The organism is Pseudomonas sp. Tn43 (genome assembly GCF_014192635.1).
Lineage (GTDB): Bacteria > Pseudomonadota > Gammaproteobacteria > Pseudomonadales > Pseudomonadaceae > Aquipseudomonas.
Genome location: NZ_JACHYG010000004.1, coordinates 140,629 through 158,820, shown reverse-complemented (window position 1 = coordinate 158,820; position 18,192 = coordinate 140,629). Strand labels below are relative to the sequence as shown.

The window sequence follows — 18,192 nt, the reverse complement described above, 5'->3', positions numbered from 1 at the left end:
AAGACCCTTGGGCGGCTTGACCCCAACCGCATTATTCGTAGCAGCTGCCGAAGGCTGCGTTCGGCTGCGAAGCAGTCGTGAAACCTGCACAGTTTCTCTGAAGGCTGGGGGTGTCTGAATGGCGGCTGCTACGCAGCCGAACGCAGCCTTCGGCAGCTGCTACAAAGGATACAGCGACTGTTACGCTTCAGGCTTGCGGGCAATGATCACCTGACTTTTCGCCACCACCGCATCCAGCGCCTGTTTGATCTGCGCCCCCCGTGGCGAGGACAGAACGGCTTGCCAGGTGTCGGCCCAATGGTTGAGCAATGGATGGTCGGCATTGCTGAAATCGACCTTGGCCTCCCAGAACAACAGCATCCACATCGACCAATAGAACCCGTACTGGCTGTGGCTGATGACGTCCAGGCCAGCATCGCTGACCATCGCCTTGAACTGCTCTTCGCTGATGATGCGAATGTGGTTGGGCTTCTGGAAATACTCCGGCGCGGCGATGTCTTTTTGCAGGTCTTCGGAACTGGGGTGCGGAACACTGAGCAAATACAGCGCCCCGGGCTTGCCGACCCGCACCAGTTCGGCGAGGAACTGCGCCGGATCGTCGACGTGTTCGATAACTTCGGTGGACACGACTCGGGTCGCGGTCGCGTCGGCAATCGGCAGCGGGTTGCAGTCCGTGACGTGGCACTCGATGCCCCGTGCCGGCGTGTCGCTCAGGCGCTGACGAGTCGCTTCGACCTTGGCGGCGTCGATGTCGGCAATGATGATCTTGGCCCCGCGCATACCGCAGAAATGTACGTTGCCCCCGTCACCGCAGCCCACATCCAGCAGCGTGTCCTCGGGGCTGACCGGGAAACCGGTGAACAGCTCACCGGTTTGCTGGTTGAACCAGCCGCTGAGCATCGCGTCGTGCAAGCCGAGCATGTAGGGGTCGACCTTGTCGGCGACCGAGGATGCCGGCGTCAGCGGCTGCGCGGTAGCGGACGTGCCCGCCGTGAGTTTCTTCAAAAGGCTCAGCATGAGGTGGCTCCAGAGGATGCATGGGCTGATCGGGACAGGCGCAAATGATGTACCAGACGGACACCCCGGTTGCGCATGGGTAGCTCGATGAATCGGTAGTTGAGTTCACTCAGCAGCACGATCAGGGTCATGGCGCAAAACAGCGCCAGTGCCGGCTGCATCGCCACGTCCTGCCAACCGGCGGGCGCGAAACGAAACCAGCTTTCGCGCACGACAAAGAACGCCGGAATGTGAATCAGGTAAATGCCGTAGGAACGGGCGCCCAGCCAGACCAGTACTTGCTTGAGCTTGCCCTTGGGCAGCAGGTAATCGCGATTGTAGGAAGCGATCCAGACCAGCAGCGCGCACAACAAGGCAATCGCAGCGACGCGATAGTTCGCCAGGTTGAAAGGTGTGCTCGCCAGCACGCTCAGTGCGGCGCCCAGGCCGATCAGTGTCAACGGGCCTGACCAGCGATGGCGCAACCATCGTGGCTCCCAGGTCAGATAGCTCGGCCTCGAGCTCCACATCGCCAGCAACACGCCCAATGCCAGGGCATCGGTCCTGAAACTCATCAACAGCGCTGAACGCCAAGTGAACAGTTGCACGGCAACCAAGGCCAGCAACACCCACACCAACCGCTTGCGGCAGACGAGGATCAGTAAGGGCAGCAGCAGGTAGAACTGCTCTTCAAGGGACAGGCTCCAATAAACGAAACTGGCACCGTATTCGAAGCGCATGAAGCTTTCGGCAAAGCGCAAATTGGCCAATTGCAGAAAGCCCGCCAGCGTCGCCTGCAGATTGGCCTGCACCGTGCCAAAGGCGCCCGAATGATTGAAAAACAGTGCGCCCGCTAACATCAGCAGCAGCCACAACCAGGCGGATGGCAACAGACGAAAGGCCCGGCGAATCCAGAAATCGCGGGTTTCCCGCCAGAAGGCCAGGGGTGTCTGGCAACCACGCAGCAGCGGAATCAAGCCTCGGGCGATGACAAACCCGGAGATGACAAAAAACAGGTCCACGCCCCACCAGAATTGCCCGTGGGCCGTACCCGATTCGAAACCCGGCAACTGGCCCGGAAACGGCATGGTTTGCAGGTGATGCACCAGCACACCAAGCACAGCGATCCCGCGCAACAACTCGATGTCGAGAATCCGTCGACTGCTCATGGCGCAGTCCCGGACTTTGAATCGGTCGCCATCGGTTTACGTGCAATGATCACCTGACTCTTGGGCATGAACTGATCGAGCATCTGTTTGATTGCCAGCCCATTGGGTTGCGCCAGCAGGTCTTGCCAGGTTCTCGCCCAGCTCTCCATCAGCGGCGGATAGGGCGCTTGAATCCGGTCACGTACCGCGCCGCCCAAGTCGCGCCCGGCCGCGCGCTCGCTGGCCCAGAAAAAGATCATGCCCATCACCCAGAAAAACCCGGAGGCCTGACGATGCTCGATCACCAGGCCGGCGTCCTCCACCAGGGCGGTGAAACGTTCCGGGGTAAAAATCTGCACGTGATTGGGTGACTGAAAATAACTGGCAGGGGCGATGCCCTGCTGCAAATGCTCGCCCACCGGCGCCGGTACGCTGAGCAGATACTGCGCACCCGGACGGCCCATGCGCACCAGCTCGGCCATGAAGGGTTCGGGTTGATCGATGTGCTCAAGCACTTCCATACACACGATTTTGTTTGCGCAGCCATCGGCGAGCGGCAACGGCAGGCTATTGCTGACCAATCCCAGGTGGGGCTTGTCCGTCTGCGCGTCCACTTGCCGGGCCAGATCACGGACCTTGTCGTGCTCACTGTCGGTGAAAATAACCGAGGCGCCCTGCCGCACCGCAAACAACGTCGCAACGCCTTCACCGCAACCGACGTCCAGCAAAGTGTCGTGCGCCGTGATTGCAAAACCCTTGAGCAATTCGCCGCTTTCGTTCAAAAACCAGCCATCGAGGATGGCGTCGTGCAAGCCGACATCGCGCGGTGACACACTGCCTTGCGCAACCGGCGCAGGCACAGCTTTGGGTTGCGCCATCGGACGCAGCCGCCTCATCAATGCGCGGATCATGCCTCGGGGGTTTCCATGGCAGCCGCAGCGCGGGTTTCGAACAGCCGGGCGAGGAATTCTTTCAGACGCTGTTCAGCGGTTGCCTGGCTGCAAAAGTTTTGCAGGCTGGTCACCGCGTGGGCGGACATCCTTGCATAGCGTTGCGGGTCGTCCATGGCCACCGCGTAGCTGGCCTGATAAGCCGTGCACAGCGAGGCCCAGTTGGTGATGTAACGCAGGGTGCGAAACGCCTTTCGCGGGTCGTGGGGCCAGGCCGTCAGCTCATCCGTGGAATCGATGAGGAAAGCATTGTCCGCGTCCAGATAATCAATCATCGCCGTAGTGCGCGGCGCCACTGCCGGCTTGCCGCAGGACATGAACTCCATCAGCGGCAGGCACTGGCCTTCGCCGTAGGACGTATTCACCACGTAACTCGTGGCCTGCACCAGACGTTCGTAATCCGCATCCGCGAGGTAGCCATAAATCAACACGATACGGCAGCGGTACGGCTGGTTTTTGTACAGGTGATGAAGGATATCGGTCAGCGCTTCTTCGGCATCGTGATGCGTCAGTTTGAGCACCAGCGTGGCATCTTCTACCTCGCGGAAGGTCACGCAAAAAGCACTCAACATGTCTTCCCAATTCTTGCGCCCGTCGCCGGGGTTGAACACCGAGGTGTAGATCACACCATCGAGCACCAGCGCCTGTTCACGAGCGGGCGCCTGAAAGTCGATGCCCTTGCCGGCACGCAAATGCACAGGACCAAAGGCCCGCAGATCAAGTTGACGACTGTCCGCCAGCAAGCCTTTGATCTTCAATCGCACCTGCCGGGCCTTCGGCTGACGCTGCAATTGCGCACCCCGTGCGGCAAAGCGATCCCACACCGGCGCCGGCACCGCGATGATCGGATAGTCGGCGCCCATGGCTTCGCGCACGGCATTGACGGTGTAGCTGGAATGGGTGATCGCAGCACCGCTCGCGCGCAATACCGTACGCCAATCGTTACGCGGTTCACCGGCGAACGGCTCGTTGGGAATGGTGCTGAATTCCCACGCAAACACCGCCAGGGTCGGACAGGCGAAATGCACCGGCGTGCGATGGGGCGGCGAGAACGACAGGAACACGCAGTCTTCGCCACGGGACAGACAGTCGAGGTACAAAGCATCGACTTCAGCCTGCGGGTCGCTGACTTCCACCACCCGTCCCAGTCGCTCCAGCACCGGTCGATACTCTTTGAGCACGAAGTAGTAGCTGTATTCCGAGCGGCCCAGGTTCTGGGCAATGGTGCGCTGATTGGTTTCCGAATGAATGATGATCAGCATGAGGCGTCATCCGTTACGGCCGTTGCTGGCACAACGTGCGGCGCCAGCCCGAAAAAGTCCGCCAGGCGCTGTTGCACTGGAGTGAAGGCGCAGTAATCGTGCATGCGCTCGACCGCGGCATGAGCCATCTGCTGATACTCCAACGGCTGTTCCTTGGCGATCCGGTAGCTGTTTTCGTAGGCCGTTTTCAACGACCCCCAGTCCGGTCGATAACGCAGGGTCCGATAGATGATGCGGGTGTCCTGAGGCCAGATGGTCAGCTCTTCGCTGGACTTGACCACAAACGCCACGCGCTCATCGATGTAATCCTCCATGGCCGTGTGATCCGGGGCGATCACCGGTTTGCCACTGGCCATGAACTCCATCAGCGGCAGACACAAGCCTTCGCAGCGCGAGGCGTTGACGTAATAACTCGCCGCCTCATAGAGCCGGGCATATTGCGGATCGTCCAGGTAACCGTGCATCACCACCACCCGGCAGGCGAATGGGGACAGTTGCGCCAGCAGGGTCATCAACTCGGTGTAATAGGACGACAGATCGCTCTGGGTAATCTTCAGCACCAGTGTGGCGTCCGCGGTGTCACGGAACGCCCAGCAGAATGCGCTGATCAGTTGATGCCAATTCTTGCGCCCGTCCTTGGGATTGAACACGGTGACGTAGACCACGCCGTCGACATGGGTCTGCACCTGCTCCGTAGTGTCCGGAAGGTCCACGGCGGCGGGTACATGGACCGGCACCGCCTGTGGACCGGCAATGCCCGGGAAGTATTTTGCGAGCCTGGAATGAGCCGGGTCAGACAACAGATCGCGAATGCCCTCCCAGTACCACTGGCTCAAAAAGTGAGTGCGATGGACCGGCACCGGTTGCGCCTTGCCCAGGTCCAGCGCCCACAGGCGCAAGTAGTGCCTGGCGATGACGAAGCGGCGCTTCAGGGTCAGCGGCGGCGGGCGCGAGGCCTCGAGCTCCGCCTGTTGCTCAGCGGTCAGCGGCGGCGGAATCAGCGAGTCGGCGGACAACCCCAGCGTACGGGTATCAAGGATGCAGCCCTTGATGTCGAGTGTCGAACCGGCATTGACCGGCACACTGGTATGACGGCTACGAATGGCGGCGAAGTTTTCCCACAACGGAGTCGGCAAGACCAACACCGGAAATGCTTCGCCCATGGCCCGACGGATCGCCCGGGCCGTATGACTGGAGAGCGTAATCACCCGGCCCTGGCGCGCCAGCATGCGCGTCCAGTCCTGGCGTGGATCGTTGTCCCACTGCTCATCGGGAATCGAATCGAACTCCCAGGCCACCACGCACATTGTCGGGCACTCAAGGTCGTTCGGGGTTTTCTGCGGCGGGGTGAAAGACAGGAACAAGCTGTCTTCGCCGGCGTCACGCAGCTGCCTGTAGAGAGGATCGACTTCGGCGGTGGAGGACACCACATGCACCCGCCCAAGGCTTTCGAGCACAGGGCGATAAGCCTTGAGCACGAAGTAATAACTGTATTCGGGACGACCGAGGCTCCGGCTGATGGAACTGTCGTTGACGTCCGAGTAAAGAATGAAATTCATGGCATCCCACGATGAAGCCGCCATCCCGGCGACCTCACTCTATGACGGCAAAGCCACGGATCGAGTCGGTGTGTCGTCCTCGTCTATAGTCTTCATGCTCGTCTACGTTCTTGTTTTAGTGGTCAGTTTCGCGGCGTTGCAGAACAACCCTGCCGAACCCTGGGCGATCGTGACGAGGGGCATTCTAAACACATCCATTAAGGGTTCGTGAACCGCTCGGCGAGAATAAAAAGGCCTGCAAAAACGAGAACTGATCAGTCACGGTGGGACTTATTGAAATTGCTGCGCAATTGGCACAGATTGGCTACCAAACAATTACAACAACGACTTCGCCTGTCTTCCTACGAAGGTTTTTCTTCGGTCTGACAGACTTTTCCTAAAGCCTGTGGGAAGTGGCAGAAGTTCAGCATTGAGGGGACCGCTGATTGAAAAAGCGTCTGTTCGTAACGGGTCTGAGTGGATTCGTAGGACAACATATCCAATCTCGTCTGAAGGCTGATGCCTCGGAATGGGCACTGCTGCCCGCCCCTTCCCGTTACGATCTTGCGCAGCCAGAAAGCCTTGAAGGCCTGTGGCCGCAGATGCCCGATGCGGTCATTCATCTGGCCGGCCAGACTTTCGTCCCCGAAGCCTTTCGTGATCCGGCACGCACGCTGAATATCAACCTGCTGGGCACCCTCAACCTGCTTCAAGCCCTCAAGGCCCGTGGTTTCACCGGTACCTTCCTGTACGTCAGCTCCGGTGACGTCTATGGCCAGGTCAACGAAGCCGATCTGCCCATCACCGAAGGCCAGCCACCCTGCCCGCGCAACCCTTACGCCGTGAGCAAACTCTCGGCCGAATTCCTGAGCCTGCAATGGGGCCTGAGCGAGGGCTGGCCCGTAATGGTCGCGCGCCCGTTCAACCACATCGGCACCGGGCAGAAAGACAGCTTCGCCATCGCCAGCGCTGCGCGGCAGATCAGCCGAATCAAACAAGGCCTGCAAGCAGCGCAACTGGAAGTCGGTGACATCGACGTCACTCGCGATTTCCTCGATGTGGGCGACGTGGTGTCGGCCTACTTCGCCTTGCTGGAAAAAGGCGAGTCAGGACAGGTCTACAACATTTGCTCGGGGCGCGAGCAGAGCATTCGCAGCTTGATCGAACAGCTGGGGGATCTCGCCCGGGTCGATATGCAACTGGTTCAGGACCCGGCGCGTCTTCGCCGGGCGGATCAGCGTCGCGTTTGTGGCAGCCATGCCAAGCTTGCCCAGACCACCGGATGGTCGCCTGAAATCACAACACAACAATCCCTGCGGGCGATCCTGTCCGACTGGGAGAAGCGAGTACGACAAGAATGACAAAAAGTGCATTGATCACAGGGATCACCGGTCAGGACGGCGCGTATCTGGCCAAACTGTTGCTCGACAAGGGTTACAAAGTCCACGGCCTGGTGGCGCGGCGCAGCAGCGATTCGCGTTGGCGACTGCGCGAGACCGGGATCGAGGGCGATATCGTCTATCTGGATGGCGACATGGCCGATGCCTGCTCGGTGCAGCGAGCGGTGATCAAGTCAGCGCCGGATGAAATCTATAATCTGGCGGCGCAAAGTTTTGTCGCCGCCTCCTGGGATCAACCGGTGACCACCGGCATCGTCGACGGCCTGGGCGTGACTCACCTGCTCGAAGCGATCCGTCAGTTCAGTCCCCACACCCGTTTCTATCAAGCGTCCACCAGCGAAATGTTCGGTTTGATTCAGGCCGAGCAGCAGGACGAAAGCACACCGTTCTATCCACGCAGCCCTTACGGCGTGGCCAAGCTCTATGGCCACTGGATCACGGTGAACTATCGCGAAAGTTTCAACCTGCACGCCAGCAGCGGAATCCTGTTCAACCACGAATCACCGCTGCGCGGCATCGAGTTCGTGACCCGTAAAGTCACCGACGCCGCCGCTCGCATCAAACAAGGCAAACAGCAGGAGCTGCGCCTGGGCAACATCGACGCCAAACGCGATTGGGGCTTCGCTGGCGACTATGTCGAAGCCATGTGGCTGATGCTGCAACAGGACACGCCTGACGATTATGTGGTCGCCACCGGCGTAACCACCACCGTGCGCGAAATGTGCCGCATCGCCTTTGAACACATTGGCCTCAACTACCGCGACTACGTGAAGATCGACCCGGCGTTTTTCCGCCCGGCCGAGGTAGAAGTGCTGCTGGGTAACCCGGCCAAGGCCCAGCGCGTACTGGGCTGGAAGCCAAAAACCGATCTGGACACCTTGATCCGCATGATGATGGATGCGGACATGAAACGCGTTGCCAAGGAGTAGGCCATGCTGATTCCCGTGATTCTCTCCGGCGGTGCCGGCACCCGATTGTGGCCGGTGTCCCGCGAAGGCCATCCCAAGCCGTTCATGACCCTGCCCGACGGTCATTCACTGCTGAGTAAAACTTATCGGCGTGCGGCCGGCTTGCTCGATGGCTGGGGCGATATCGTCACGGTGACCAACCGCGACTATTACTTCCAGAGCAAGGATCACTATCAGGAGGCGCGCCTGGAGCGCCATCGCGGGCATTTTCTGCTCGAGCCAACGGGCCGCAACACAGCCCCGGCCATCGCGGCGGCCGCCCTTTCGCTACAAGCCCTGCACGGCGATGAAGCGATCATGGTGGTGATGCCCGCCGACCATCTGATTCTCGATGAAGATGCATTGAAGAGCGCGGTGGAGCACGCCGTGACGCTGGCCAAGGCCGGTCATCTGGTGACCTTCGGCGTCGTGCCGACAGCCCCGGAAACCGGCTTCGGCTACATCGAAACCGGTGCCCCGCTGGACGACAAAGGCGCCGCCAAGGTGCAGCGCTTCGTCGAGAAACCCGACCTGCAAACCGCCACGCATTATCTGGAGAGCGGTAATTTCCTGTGGAATTCGGGGATGTTCTGCTTCTCGATCGCCACGCTGCTGGCCGAGTTGCACCTTCACGCCCCCGCATTGCTGGACCAGGCTCGGGCCTGCATGGCGGCCAGTGCGCCGGTGGAAACCGGCGGTTGCCTGCAACAGGAGCTGTCGCCCACGCACTTCGCCGACATCACCGACATCTCCATCGACTACGCCTTGATGGAGCGCTCCGACAAGGTGGTCGTGGTGCCCGCCTCTTTCGACTGGAGCGACATTGGTTCCTGGGGCGCCGTGGCGGCATTGGTGCCGGCCGATGCACAGCACAATCGCGCCAGCGGCGAAGCGATCTTCATCGACAGCCACAACAACTTCGTCCAGAGCGAAGACCGATTGGTCGCCGCCGTGGGTGTGGATAACCTGATCATCATCGACACTGCCGATGCAGTGCTGGTGGCCCACGCCGACCGCGCCCAGGATGTGCGGCGGGTGGCCCGGCAACTCAAGGACAAAAAACACGAAGCCTATCGCCTGCACCGCACAGTCAGCCGACCGTGGGGCACGTACACCGTGCTCGAGGAAGGTCCGCGCTTCAAGATCAAACGTATCGTGGTCAAACCCGGGGCCAAGTTGTCGTTGCAGATGCACCACCACCGCAACGAACACTGGGTGGTGGTCGAAGGCATGGCCAAGGTCACCAACAACGGTTCCGGGTCGCACCTGGTAGCCAAGAACGAATCGACGTTCATTGCCGCCGGGCACCGGCACCGTCTGGAAAACCCCGGCGTGATCGACTTGGTGATCATCGAAGTGCAAAGCGGTGAATACCTGGGGGAGGACGATATCGTTCGCTTCGAAGACCAATACGGCAGGACGGTTTGAATGTTGCTTTCCCTGTATCGCTCGCTGTGGAGCTATCGAGGTTTCATCCTCGGTAGCGTCAAGCGAGAGTTTCAAGCGCGTTATCGCAATTCGCTGTTCGGTGCCTTGTGGACCGTGCTCAACCCGCTGTCGATGATCGTCGTCTACACGGTGATTTTTTCCCACATCATGCGCGCACGCTTGCCGGGTGTGGATGATGGCATGGCCTACAGCATCTACCTCTGCGCCGGGTTGCTGACCTGGGGTCTGTTCTCGGAAATCACCCTGCGCAGCCAGAACATGTTTCTGGAAAACGCCAACCTGCTGAAGAAAATCAGCTTCCCCAGAATCTGCCTGCCGGTGATCGTGCTGTTCAATGCTGGCATCAACTTCGCGATCATCATCGCGCTGTTCCTGGGCTTTCTGCTGATCACCGGACGCTTGCCGGGCATGGCCCTGCTGGCGTTGCTGCCGCTGATGGCATTGCAAGTGATGTTCTGCGCCGGGCTGGGAATGATCCTTGGCGTGCTGAATGTGTTCTTTCGCGATGTCGGGCAACTGTTCGCCATCTGCCTGCAATTCTGGTTCTGGCTGACCCCGATCGTGTACCCCTTGAGCATCCTGCCCGAGTGGGTCCAGCGGCTGTTGCAACTCAACCCGCTGACGAACCTGATGGGCAGTTACCAGAACCTGTTCCTCTACGGCCAATGGCCGGTCTGGAGTTCGCTGCTGCCGATTTTCGTGATCGGTGTGTTGTTCTGCGTGATCGGGCTGCGACTGTTTCGTCAGCGGGTCGGCGAAATGGTGGATGAACTCTGATGGGGCACATATGCGTAACGGGCCTGGGCAAGGCCTACAAGCAATACCCCACACGCTGGAGCCGACTGGCTGAGTGGCTGATTCCGTTTTCGCCGATCCGCCATCGCCAGCACTGGGTGCTGCAAGACGTAGCGTTCGAGATTGCGCCCGGTGAAGCGGTGGGCATTGTCGGGGTCAACGGTGCCGGCAAAAGTACCTTGCTGAAGATGATCACCGGCACCACCCAACCTACCTGTGGGCAGATCCAGCTCGAAGGCCGCGTCGCCGCCCTGCTGGAACTGGGCATGGGGTTTCACCCGGAGTTCACTGGTCGGCAAAACGCGATCATGGCCGGGCAATTGCTGGGTATGCAGGTCGAAGAAATCGAAGCCTTGATGCCCCAGATCGAACATTTCGCGGAAATCGGCGAAGCCATCGACCACCCGGTGCGCACCTACTCCAGCGGCATGCAGATGCGCCTGGCGTTCAGCGTGGCCACCGCGCGGCGCCCGGACATCCTGATCGTCGACGAAGCGCTGTCGGTGGGCGACGCCTACTTCCAGCACAAGAGCTTCGAACGCATCCGCAGTTTTCGCAGGGCCGGCACCACCTTGCTGATCGTGTCCCACGACCGCTCGGCGATTCAGTCGATCTGCGATTCGGCAATTCTTCTGGAGAACGGCCGCATGGCCATGCACGGCAAGCCCGAAGCCGTCATGGACTACTACAACGCCCTGCTCGCCGAGCGCGAAGGCCAGACGGTGCGTCAGGAAATGCTCGCGGATGGCCAGGTGCAAACCGTTTCCGGCACCGGTGAAGCCGGGATTCTCAGCGTGCGCCTGCTCGATGAGCGCGAACGTGCCATCGATGCCGCCGAAGTCGGCCAGCCGGTCGTGCTTGAGGTGCAAGTCGAAGTGCGTCAGGACATCGAACGCCTGGTGCTGGGTTTCATGATCAAGGATCGCCTGGGCCAGGCCATGTACGGCATCAACACCCATCGTCAGGACCTCGCCCTCACCGATCTGCAGGCCGGCGAGCGGCTGACCTACCGCTTCGCCTTCGTCATGGGCCTGGGCAAAGGCAATTATTCCGTGGCCCTGAGCCTGTCGCGACTGGACTCGCACCTGGACCGCAATTTCGAGTGGCGCGACTACGGCCTGGTGTTCCATGTGATCAACAACCGACACGAAGACTTCGTCGGCTGTTCGTGGCTGGGGGCGAAAACCACCATCACTCGCGCGGCTGAATCGATTGTTTCGGAGAACACGCCATGACCCGTCTCCTGGTGGAATGCACGTACGTATTCCAGCACCCCAAGGTCAATTCGGGCATTCAGCGAGTGGTGCGCAACGTCATCAACCAGTTGCCTGAACGCGTCGATGGCGTTGAGTGCATCCCGGTGGTGATGCTCAAGGGCAAGCTCTACCGGGTGCTGAAACTGAGCCCTTCGGGCATCCCCTTTTTCAATGGGCTGATGGAGTTCGGTGGGCGTCTTGAGCGATTGGCCCATCGTTTCTGGCAACTGCACCAGCGTCTCGACAAACGCTGCACCTCGCGATGGACCCGGCGCGCGCTGTACGCGGCTTACCGCCTCACGGCGCTGGCGGGTTTCAGCGTACCGCTGCGCCTGATTGACCGGATCAATCACTATTACCTGCCCAAACGATGCTCGCCACTGCAGCATCAACCGGGCGACCAACTGGTGTTGCTGGATTCGTCCTGGCACGCCGATTTCTTCCCGCTGGCCGAACAACTCAAACGCGAAGGCGTGGGCATTGTCTCGGTGATCTACGACCTGATTCCCCTGACCCACCCGCAGTTCTACGACACGCGACTGGTGCAGATTTTCAACGAGTGGTTCGACTGGATCGCCAAAACCGCCGACGGCTACGTGGCGATTTCCGCCACGGTGCGCGATCAGGTGCGCGATGAATTGCATCGTCGCGTCGGCCCTGCCAAAGCCGACACCTTGTGGTTCGACTACTTCCACCTGGGCTCCGAACTGGACCTGCGTGAAGAAACCGCCGCTGTCGAAACACGCCTGACCCGGCTGTTCGATACCCCGCAACCGGTGTTCCTGATGGTCAGCACCATCGAGCCGCGCAAGAACCACGACTACTTGCTGGACGCCTTCGAACTCGCCTGGGCCGCAGGCTCCACTGCCCGTCTGTGCATCGCCGGGCGCATTGGCTGGAAATGCGATGCCCTGCTCGCCCGGGTACGCAATCACCCGCAGCTGAACAGGCGGTTGTTCATGTTTAATGACCTGAGCGACACCAGCCTCGAACATGCCTATTCCCACGCCAGCGCGCTGGTGTTTCCGTCCTACGTCGAAGGCTTCGGCTTGCCACTGGTGGAAGCCATGCAACGCGGTTTGCCGGCCATGGGCAGCGACATTCCGATCTTCCGTGAAATAGGCGGCGAATTCATGGCCTACTTCGACCTGGCCGAACCACAGAACCTGGCCGATCTGGTTGTCCGATTCGAGAGCAGCAAACAATTCCCGGCCGCCCGCGATGTGGCGGACTGGCGCTGGATCGGCTGGCGTGAAGCCAGTGCGCAACTGGCCGAGCGAACCCTGCGCAACCTGGTGGAAACACCCGCAGAGCAAGAGAGGCAACATGCGAATTGCCCTTAATGCCCGAATCCTCCAGGCCCCGCGCACCGGTATTGGCCATTACGTCGCCGAACTGGTGAATGCCCTGGCCGGCGAGCCGGATGTCGAGTTGTCGCTGTTCCATGGCTGGGGCTGGAGTTCTTCGCTACCCGAGGCCGCCATGCCGGGCTACTCGCGACTGACGCCATTGCTGCGGCAGATACCGGGGGCGTATCAGGCTCGACGCTGGCTGGCGCAGAAGCGCTTTGATCAAGGCCGCACGCAGGCAATCGACCTTTATCACGAACCCAGTCTGTGGCCGTTGTCGTTCGACGGCCCGACGGTCATCACCTTGCATGACCTGACGCACCTGCACTATCCCGAGACGCAACCACCGGCACGCCTGCGAGAAATCGAGCGGCGACTGGCCGATGGCGTGCAACAGGCGCAGCTGATTCTTACCGACTCGCAGTACATTGCCGACGAGGCTCAAGCCTGTTTCGCACTGCCGGCCGAGCGTTTTGTAGTCGCCCCGCTGGGCGTGGCGGCACGTTTCCACCCACGCGAGCCTGAGGCCATCGATGCGATGCTCAAGGCCCACGGGGTCGAGATGCGGGATTATTTTCTCTGCGTAGGCACCCTGGAACCCCGCAAGAACCTGACGCTGGCCCTGCGCGCCCACGCCCAACTTCCGGAAGCATTGCGTCAGCGCTTTCCACTGTTGATCGTGGGCATGGCTGGCTGGCAGCGCGAACACTTCAACGATGAGCTGCACCAGGCATTGGCCAATGGTCATGTGTGTTTGCTCGGTTACCTGCCCGACGAGCAGGTCGCGCAGCTGTTGGCCGGCGCCCGGGCGCTGATTTTCCCGTCGCGCTATGAAGGCTTCGGCCTACCCGTGCTGGAGGCCATGGCCAGCGGCACGCCGGTCATCCTGACCCGACGTTCGGCCATGCCTGAAGTCGCAGGCGTTGCGGGCAACTATATTGAACCCGACGATCCAGACGGCCTGCGCGATGCCATGCGCCGGCTGATCGACGATCAAACACATTGGCAGGCATGCCGAAAAGCCGGATTGCAGCAGGCAAGGCTTTTTTCCTGGGAGCGTTGCGCGAAGATCACTGCTCGCGCCTACCGCCAGGCCATGGGAGGTTGAATGCGAGTTCTTCATTTTTTCAAGACGTACCTGCCTGACTCCGTCGGCGGGATCGAGCAAGTGATCTTCCAGTTGTGTGAAAGCGGCGCCCAGCATGGCATTGAAAGTCAGGTGCTGACCCTCAGTGCCGATCCGACACCGCCGGTGGTGCAACTCGGGCAGCACGAAGTCCATCGGGCCAAACTCGACATTCAGTTCGCCTCCACAGGCTTTTCTTACAGCGTCTTCAAACAATTTCGCGAAATGGCTGCTGAGGCTGACGTGGTCAATTACCACTTCCCGTGGCCGTTCATGGACCTGGTGCATTTTTCTGCCGCCACAAACAAACCCAGCGTAGTCACCTACCACTCGGACATCATTCGTCAAAAGCACCTGCTCAAACTTTACCGGCCTCTGATGAACCGCTTCCTTGCCAGCGCTGACCGGATCGTCGCCGCATCCCCCAACTATCTGCACACCAGTGATGTGTTGCAGCAGTTTCGGGACAAGACCCGTGTCATTCCCTATGGCCTGAACAAAGCCGGTTATCCACAAGCCGATAACGAACGCATGAACCATTGGCGGCAATCGCTTGGGGATAAGTTTTTTCTGTTTGTGGGCGTGATGCGCTATTACAAAGGCCTGCACATTCTGCTCGACGCCTTGAAAGACGTGGATTACCCGGTGGTAATCGTTGGTGCCGGGCCGCTGGAAGCCGAACTGCACGCCCAGGCCGCAGCGTTGGGTTTGCGCAATATTCACTTTCTGGGGCGTCTTGGCGACGAAGACAAAGTCGCGCTGCTGCAACTGAGTTACGCCATCGTATTTCCCTCGCACCTGCGCTCCGAAGCGTTCGGCATCTCGCTGCTCGAAGGTGCGATGTACGGCAAACCGATGATCTCCAGCGAAATCGGCACCGGCACCAGCTACATCAACATCCACAACGAAACCGGGCTGGTGGTGCCGCCGAGTCATCCACAGGCGTTCCGTGAAGCCATGCGCACCTTATGGGAAAACCCGACGCTTGCGGCCGAGATGGGCGTGAAGGCGGAGGCGCGTTATCGGCAGTTGTTCACGGCGGAAGAAATGGGCCGCAAGTGGACGACGTTGTACGAAGAACTGCTGGAAGAAAAATCCCTGTCCTACGCCTGAACCTGCGGGCCCGGGCTTTTGTGGGGAGGGGGCTTGTCGGAACGCCGCATCGCCCCGTTGGGCTGCGAAGCGGCCCCAAAATCTCTGATGTACCAAAGATTTTGTGAGTGCTACGCACTCAAACGGGGGCAAGCCCCCTCGCCACAGGTCGCTCCTACAGTGGATTTTCTGGGTTACCGCTCCGGCTTGGGCTTTGCAGGCGTGCATTCGCCTGCGCCCAGGTCCCGGTCAGCAAACTGGTGGGTGACACGCCGTCAAAGCGCCAGCGCAAGGCCAGCGCCGCGGGCCGTCGCACCATGCGCTGCACCTCGAATGTCCACAACCGCTCGGCCCCTTGGAAGGCTTCGACTTGCGGGCCTTCGAGGATGATTTGCGTGCGACCGGTGAGGTGCAGCAAGTCACCGGAATCGAAATCGATGAACAGCAATCCGGCTCGAGGATTGACCAGCAGATTGCCCAACGTATTGAAGAACAGGTTGCCGGCGAAGTCCGGGATGGTCAGTCGATTGCCCTCTACCTGGACGAAACCGGCCTGGCCGCCCCGATGAGAAACGTCCACCGAGCGTTGGCCATCGACGTCCACATAACTGGCGACAAAGAAGGTGTCAGCGCCGGCGATCATGGCTTTGGCCGCCTCATCCAGCCCGTTGAGGTGCTGCGCGACACGGGCCGACGGATCCGCCAAGGGCACCGAGTGAAACTGGCGCAATTGAATGTATTTCGGGCAATTGCCGAAAGATTGCTGGACCGTCACTTCGAAGCCGCTCGCCGTCATAGCGCCAACTCGGCCATTGAGACGGTTGCGACGTCGCGTGTGCAGCTCAATACCGAGCAGACCGATCGCCATTCCGTCTTGCAATGGCGCAGGGTCGTCGTGACCAGGCAGGCTGGCGAACTGCAACAGCGCAGGCTCCGGTGAATGGGCAAAGCCCGGCGCCCCTTCCAGAATACTGGCCCAAGGGTTGCCGTCAGCATCCACCGCGCCGTACAGCATGAACGGCAGTTGCTGATAGAAGGTGCGGTGCTGATCCGGCATCTCGCTGCGAATCACCCTACGACCTAATTCGTCCATGCGCTCGGCGACACCCACACGAGCCTGCAACTGTTTCTCGCCTGCGTGCCAAGGTGAACGTTCCATAACGGCTTCTCCCCTGCGCTGATCGCGCATCAAGAACAGCCCGAATCAATCGGGCCGTGAACATCAGGCAGTTGTTTGCAAACCGGCGACGGTGCGTGGCATGCCGACAAACCCCGGCAAGGCTTCAACCCGTGTCAGCCAGGCCCGAATGTTGGGGTAGTCATCCAGCGACACATTGCCTTCCGGGGCATGGGCGATGTAGCTGTACGCAGCGATGTCGGCGATGGTCGGCTCGCCACTGGCCAGATAGGGCGTTGCGCCCAGTTCCTGATCGATCACTTTGAGCCAGCTGTGGGCGTAAGCGATCACCTCTTGCGCGTTGTAAGGCGCACCAAATACGGTGATCAGCCTTGCCCTGCCCGGCCCGAAAGCAATTGGCCCGGCGGCGACCGACAACCAGCGTTGAACCTTGGCCGCACCGACCGGGTCGGTTGGCAACCAGCGACCGTTGCCGTATTTCAGCGCAAGGTAGACCAGGATCGCGTTGGAATCGGCCAGCACCACGCCTTGATCATCAATCACCGGCACCTGCCCAAACGGGTTGAGCGTCAGAAAATCCGCTTGCTTGTGGGCGCCCTTGGCCAAATCGACGAAGATCAGCTCGGTCGGCAGTTGCAACAAAGACAGCATCAGCTCCACACGGTGAGCGTGGCCAGAGCGGGGGAAGTTGTAGAGTTTGATCGCTTGCATGGTCGACTCCGCTGGATGGTGGCGCCGTCCAGGAAGATCAGCGCCGATAGGGGGCCATCTTCCATCCGCAACCAAAACAACAGAATAACCAGCAAACGCAATCCATTATTTCAGCCAGTGCAATAACCCTTCAGCCAAGCAGGGCCGGGTGTTCGCGCAGTACGTTCACCGCGAAGTCCACAAAACTACGGACCCGCGCCGGGGCTTTGCGCCCACCCTGGTAGACCACATGAATGGGCAATGGCGGCAGTTCGAAGTCAGCCAGAACGATTTCCAGCTCACCGGCCGCGACTTTGCTCGCCACTTGATACGACAGCACTCGGGTCAGTCCCAGCCCCATGGCGGCGGCCGTAATAGCTGCCTGATTGGCGGTGACCACAAGGCGCGGTTCCAGACGAATGCTGATTGGCTCTCCCGCGTCAATGAACGGCCAGCTTCTGTGCTGACCGATGGACGAGGTCGCGATGATCGGGCCTGCGCTTAAATCTGCAGGATGCCGGGGCCGACCATGATCGCCCAGGAATCCAGGGGAGGCGCAGATCACCCGCCGCACTTCGCCCACGCGAATTGCATGTTGATTGCTGTCCGGTAACTCACCGATGCGCACAGCCACATCAATGCCCTCCTCGACCATGCTCACCACCCGGTCGACCAGTAGAGCGTTGATGCTGACTTCAGGAAATTGAGACAAGTAACCGACCATGAGCGGCGTAACGAACAAATCACCGAACAACACCGGCGCCGTGATCGTCAATTGCCCACGGGGTTGGGCGTGGCTCCCGGCCGCCGAATCCTCCGCTTCCTGCACCTCGGTGAGAATTCTCCGACAATCCTCCAGATAACGCTGACCCGCCTCACTCAAATGCACGCTGCGGGTGGTACGTGTCAACAATTGGGTGCCGATGCGTTTCTCCAGTGCCGCCACAGCGCGGGTGACACTGGCCGCCGACATTCCCAAACGCCGCGCCGCCGTCGAGAAGCCTTGTTCCTGGGCGACGGTAGCGAAGACTTGCATTTCCTGGAAGCGGTCCATGG

16 protein-coding genes and 1 pseudogene are annotated in these 18,192 nt (G+C 60.3%); 9 read left to right on the top strand and 8 right to left on the bottom strand.

What is annotated here, in order from left to right; translation table 11 throughout:
• Positions 1-180: 180 nt before the first annotated feature.
• From FHW68_RS12420 to FHW68_RS12400, 5 genes are read right to left on the bottom strand one after another with little or no spacing between them, the layout of a single operon-like run.
• The gene (locus FHW68_RS12420; RefSeq protein WP_183680592.1) at positions 181-1,017 is read right to left on the bottom strand and encodes a class I SAM-dependent methyltransferase; all 837 of its coding nucleotides are present in this window, start codon (positions 1,015-1,017) and stop codon (positions 181-183) included.
• Positions 1,011-2,165, bottom strand: a complete 1,155-nt coding sequence (locus FHW68_RS12415; protein ID WP_183680590.1) for an acyltransferase — start codon at positions 2,163-2,165, stop codon at positions 1,011-1,013. Before FHW68_RS12415 ends, FHW68_RS12420 begins: the two co-directional genes overlap by 7 nt.
• Entirely contained in the window at positions 2,162-3,055 is an 894-nt protein-coding gene (locus FHW68_RS12410) for a bifunctional 2-polyprenyl-6-hydroxyphenol methylase/3-demethylubiquinol 3-O-methyltransferase UbiG (RefSeq protein ID WP_183680588.1), read from the bottom strand. Before FHW68_RS12410 ends, FHW68_RS12415 begins: the two co-directional genes overlap by 4 nt.
• Positions 3,052-4,356, bottom strand: a complete 1,305-nt coding sequence (locus FHW68_RS12405; RefSeq protein WP_183680587.1) for a glycosyltransferase — start codon at positions 4,354-4,356, stop codon at positions 3,052-3,054. Before FHW68_RS12405 ends, FHW68_RS12410 begins: the two co-directional genes overlap by 4 nt.
• Positions 4,350-5,915: a glycosyltransferase gene (locus tag FHW68_RS12400; RefSeq protein ID WP_260296476.1), complete on the bottom strand. Its 1,566-nt coding sequence runs from the start codon at positions 5,913-5,915 to the stop codon at positions 4,350-4,352. Before FHW68_RS12400 ends, FHW68_RS12405 begins: the two co-directional genes overlap by 7 nt.
• Here FHW68_RS12400 and FHW68_RS12395 point away from each other — a divergent pair.
• The 9 genes from FHW68_RS12395 to FHW68_RS12355 all read left to right on the top strand — a co-directional run bounded on the left by FHW68_RS12395 (position 5,914) and on the right by FHW68_RS12355 (position 15,329).
• Positions 5,914-6,126: a hypothetical protein gene (locus FHW68_RS12395; protein ID WP_183680991.1), complete on the top strand. Its 213-nt coding sequence runs from the start codon at positions 5,914-5,916 to the stop codon at positions 6,124-6,126. The genes FHW68_RS12400 and FHW68_RS12395 overlap by 2 nt on opposite strands.
• 214 nt (positions 6,127-6,340) lie before the next feature.
• Positions 6,341-7,255, top strand: a complete 915-nt coding sequence (locus FHW68_RS12390; protein ID WP_183680583.1) for a GDP-mannose 4,6-dehydratase — start codon at positions 6,341-6,343, stop codon at positions 7,253-7,255.
• Positions 7,252-8,223 (top strand): GDP-mannose 4,6-dehydratase, encoded by a 972-nt coding sequence (gene gmd / locus FHW68_RS12385; protein ID WP_095632793.1) that lies wholly within the window; start codon positions 7,252-7,254, stop codon positions 8,221-8,223. Before FHW68_RS12390 ends, gmd begins: the two co-directional genes overlap by 4 nt.
• A 3-nt stretch (positions 8,224-8,226) precedes the next feature.
• The gene (locus FHW68_RS12380) at positions 8,227-9,669 is read left to right on the top strand and encodes a mannose-1-phosphate guanylyltransferase/mannose-6-phosphate isomerase (protein WP_183680581.1); all 1,443 of its coding nucleotides are present in this window, start codon (positions 8,227-8,229) and stop codon (positions 9,667-9,669) included.
• Positions 9,670-10,467, top strand: a complete 798-nt coding sequence (locus FHW68_RS12375) for an ABC transporter permease (RefSeq protein ID WP_095632791.1) — start codon at positions 9,670-9,672, stop codon at positions 10,465-10,467.
• Positions 10,467-11,720 (top strand): ABC transporter ATP-binding protein, encoded by a 1,254-nt coding sequence (locus FHW68_RS12370; RefSeq protein WP_095632790.1) that lies wholly within the window; start codon positions 10,467-10,469, stop codon positions 11,718-11,720. The genes FHW68_RS12375 and FHW68_RS12370 overlap by 1 nt, the downstream gene beginning before the upstream one ends.
• Complete coding sequence (locus FHW68_RS12365) at positions 11,717-13,084, top strand: glycosyltransferase family 1 protein (protein WP_183680579.1); 1,368 nt, start codon at positions 11,717-11,719, stop codon at positions 13,082-13,084. Before FHW68_RS12370 ends, FHW68_RS12365 begins: the two co-directional genes overlap by 4 nt.
• A complete protein-coding gene (locus FHW68_RS12360; protein ID WP_095632788.1) occupies positions 13,068-14,198 on the top strand; it encodes a glycosyltransferase family 1 protein in 1,131 nt (376 codons plus the stop codon). Before FHW68_RS12365 ends, FHW68_RS12360 begins: the two co-directional genes overlap by 17 nt.
• A complete protein-coding gene (locus FHW68_RS12355) occupies positions 14,199-15,329 on the top strand; it encodes a glycosyltransferase family 4 protein (protein WP_183680577.1) in 1,131 nt (376 codons plus the stop codon).
• A 190-nt stretch (positions 15,330-15,519) separates the two neighbouring features.
• On the opposite strand, the pseudogene FHW68_RS12350 reads toward FHW68_RS12355, so the two are convergent.
• The 3 genes and pseudogenes from FHW68_RS12350 to FHW68_RS12340 form a co-directional block, all read right to left on the bottom strand.
• A pseudogene (locus FHW68_RS12350) lies at positions 15,520-16,467 on the bottom strand (pyridoxamine 5'-phosphate oxidase family protein); the annotation flags it as partial.
• Between the two features lie 63 nt (positions 16,468-16,530).
• On the bottom strand, positions 16,531-17,157 hold the full coding sequence (locus FHW68_RS12345; RefSeq protein WP_183680573.1) for a glutathione S-transferase family protein: 627 nt from the start codon (positions 17,155-17,157) through the stop codon (positions 16,531-16,533).
• A 130-nt stretch (positions 17,158-17,287) separates the two neighbouring features.
• On the bottom strand, positions 17,288-18,190 hold the full coding sequence (locus FHW68_RS12340) for a LysR family transcriptional regulator (protein ID WP_183680571.1): 903 nt from the start codon (positions 18,188-18,190) through the stop codon (positions 17,288-17,290).
• Between the last annotated feature and the right edge of the window lie 2 nt (positions 18,191-18,192).

Coding starts and splice junctions, on each gene's coding strand:
- FHW68_RS12380 (WP_183680581.1), top strand. CDS start 8,227: ATGCTGATTCCCGTGATTCTCTCCGGCGGTGCCGGCACCCGATTGTGG.
- gmd (WP_095632793.1), top strand. CDS start 7,252: ATGACAAAAAGTGCATTGATCACAGGGATCACCGGTCAGGACGGCGCG.
- FHW68_RS12340 (WP_183680571.1), bottom strand. CDS start 18,190: ATGGACCGCTTCCAGGAAATGCAAGTCTTCGCTACCGTCGCCCAGGAA.
- FHW68_RS12415 (WP_183680590.1), bottom strand. CDS start 2,165: ATGAGCAGTCGACGGATTCTCGACATCGAGTTGTTGCGCGGGATCGCT.
- FHW68_RS12355 (WP_183680577.1), top strand. CDS start 14,199: ATGCGAGTTCTTCATTTTTTCAAGACGTACCTGCCTGACTCCGTCGGC.
- FHW68_RS12400 (WP_260296476.1), bottom strand. CDS start 5,915: ATGAATTTCATTCTTTACTCGGACGTCAACGACAGTTCCATCAGCCGG.
- FHW68_RS12370 (WP_095632790.1), top strand. CDS start 10,467: ATGGGGCACATATGCGTAACGGGCCTGGGCAAGGCCTACAAGCAATAC.
- FHW68_RS12405 (WP_183680587.1), bottom strand. CDS start 4,356: ATGCTGATCATCATTCATTCGGAAACCAATCAGCGCACCATTGCCCAG.
- FHW68_RS12375 (WP_095632791.1), top strand. CDS start 9,670: ATGTTGCTTTCCCTGTATCGCTCGCTGTGGAGCTATCGAGGTTTCATC.
- FHW68_RS12410 (WP_183680588.1), bottom strand. CDS start 3,055: ATGATCCGCGCATTGATGAGGCGGCTGCGTCCGATGGCGCAACCCAAA.
- FHW68_RS12365 (WP_183680579.1), top strand. CDS start 11,717: ATGACCCGTCTCCTGGTGGAATGCACGTACGTATTCCAGCACCCCAAG.
- FHW68_RS12360 (WP_095632788.1), top strand. CDS start 13,068: ATGCGAATTGCCCTTAATGCCCGAATCCTCCAGGCCCCGCGCACCGGT.
- FHW68_RS12420 (WP_183680592.1), bottom strand. CDS start 1,017: ATGCTGAGCCTTTTGAAGAAACTCACGGCGGGCACGTCCGCTACCGCG.
- FHW68_RS12395 (WP_183680991.1), top strand. CDS start 5,914: ATGGCATCCCACGATGAAGCCGCCATCCCGGCGACCTCACTCTATGAC.
- FHW68_RS12345 (WP_183680573.1), bottom strand. CDS start 17,157: ATGCAAGCGATCAAACTCTACAACTTCCCCCGCTCTGGCCACGCTCAC.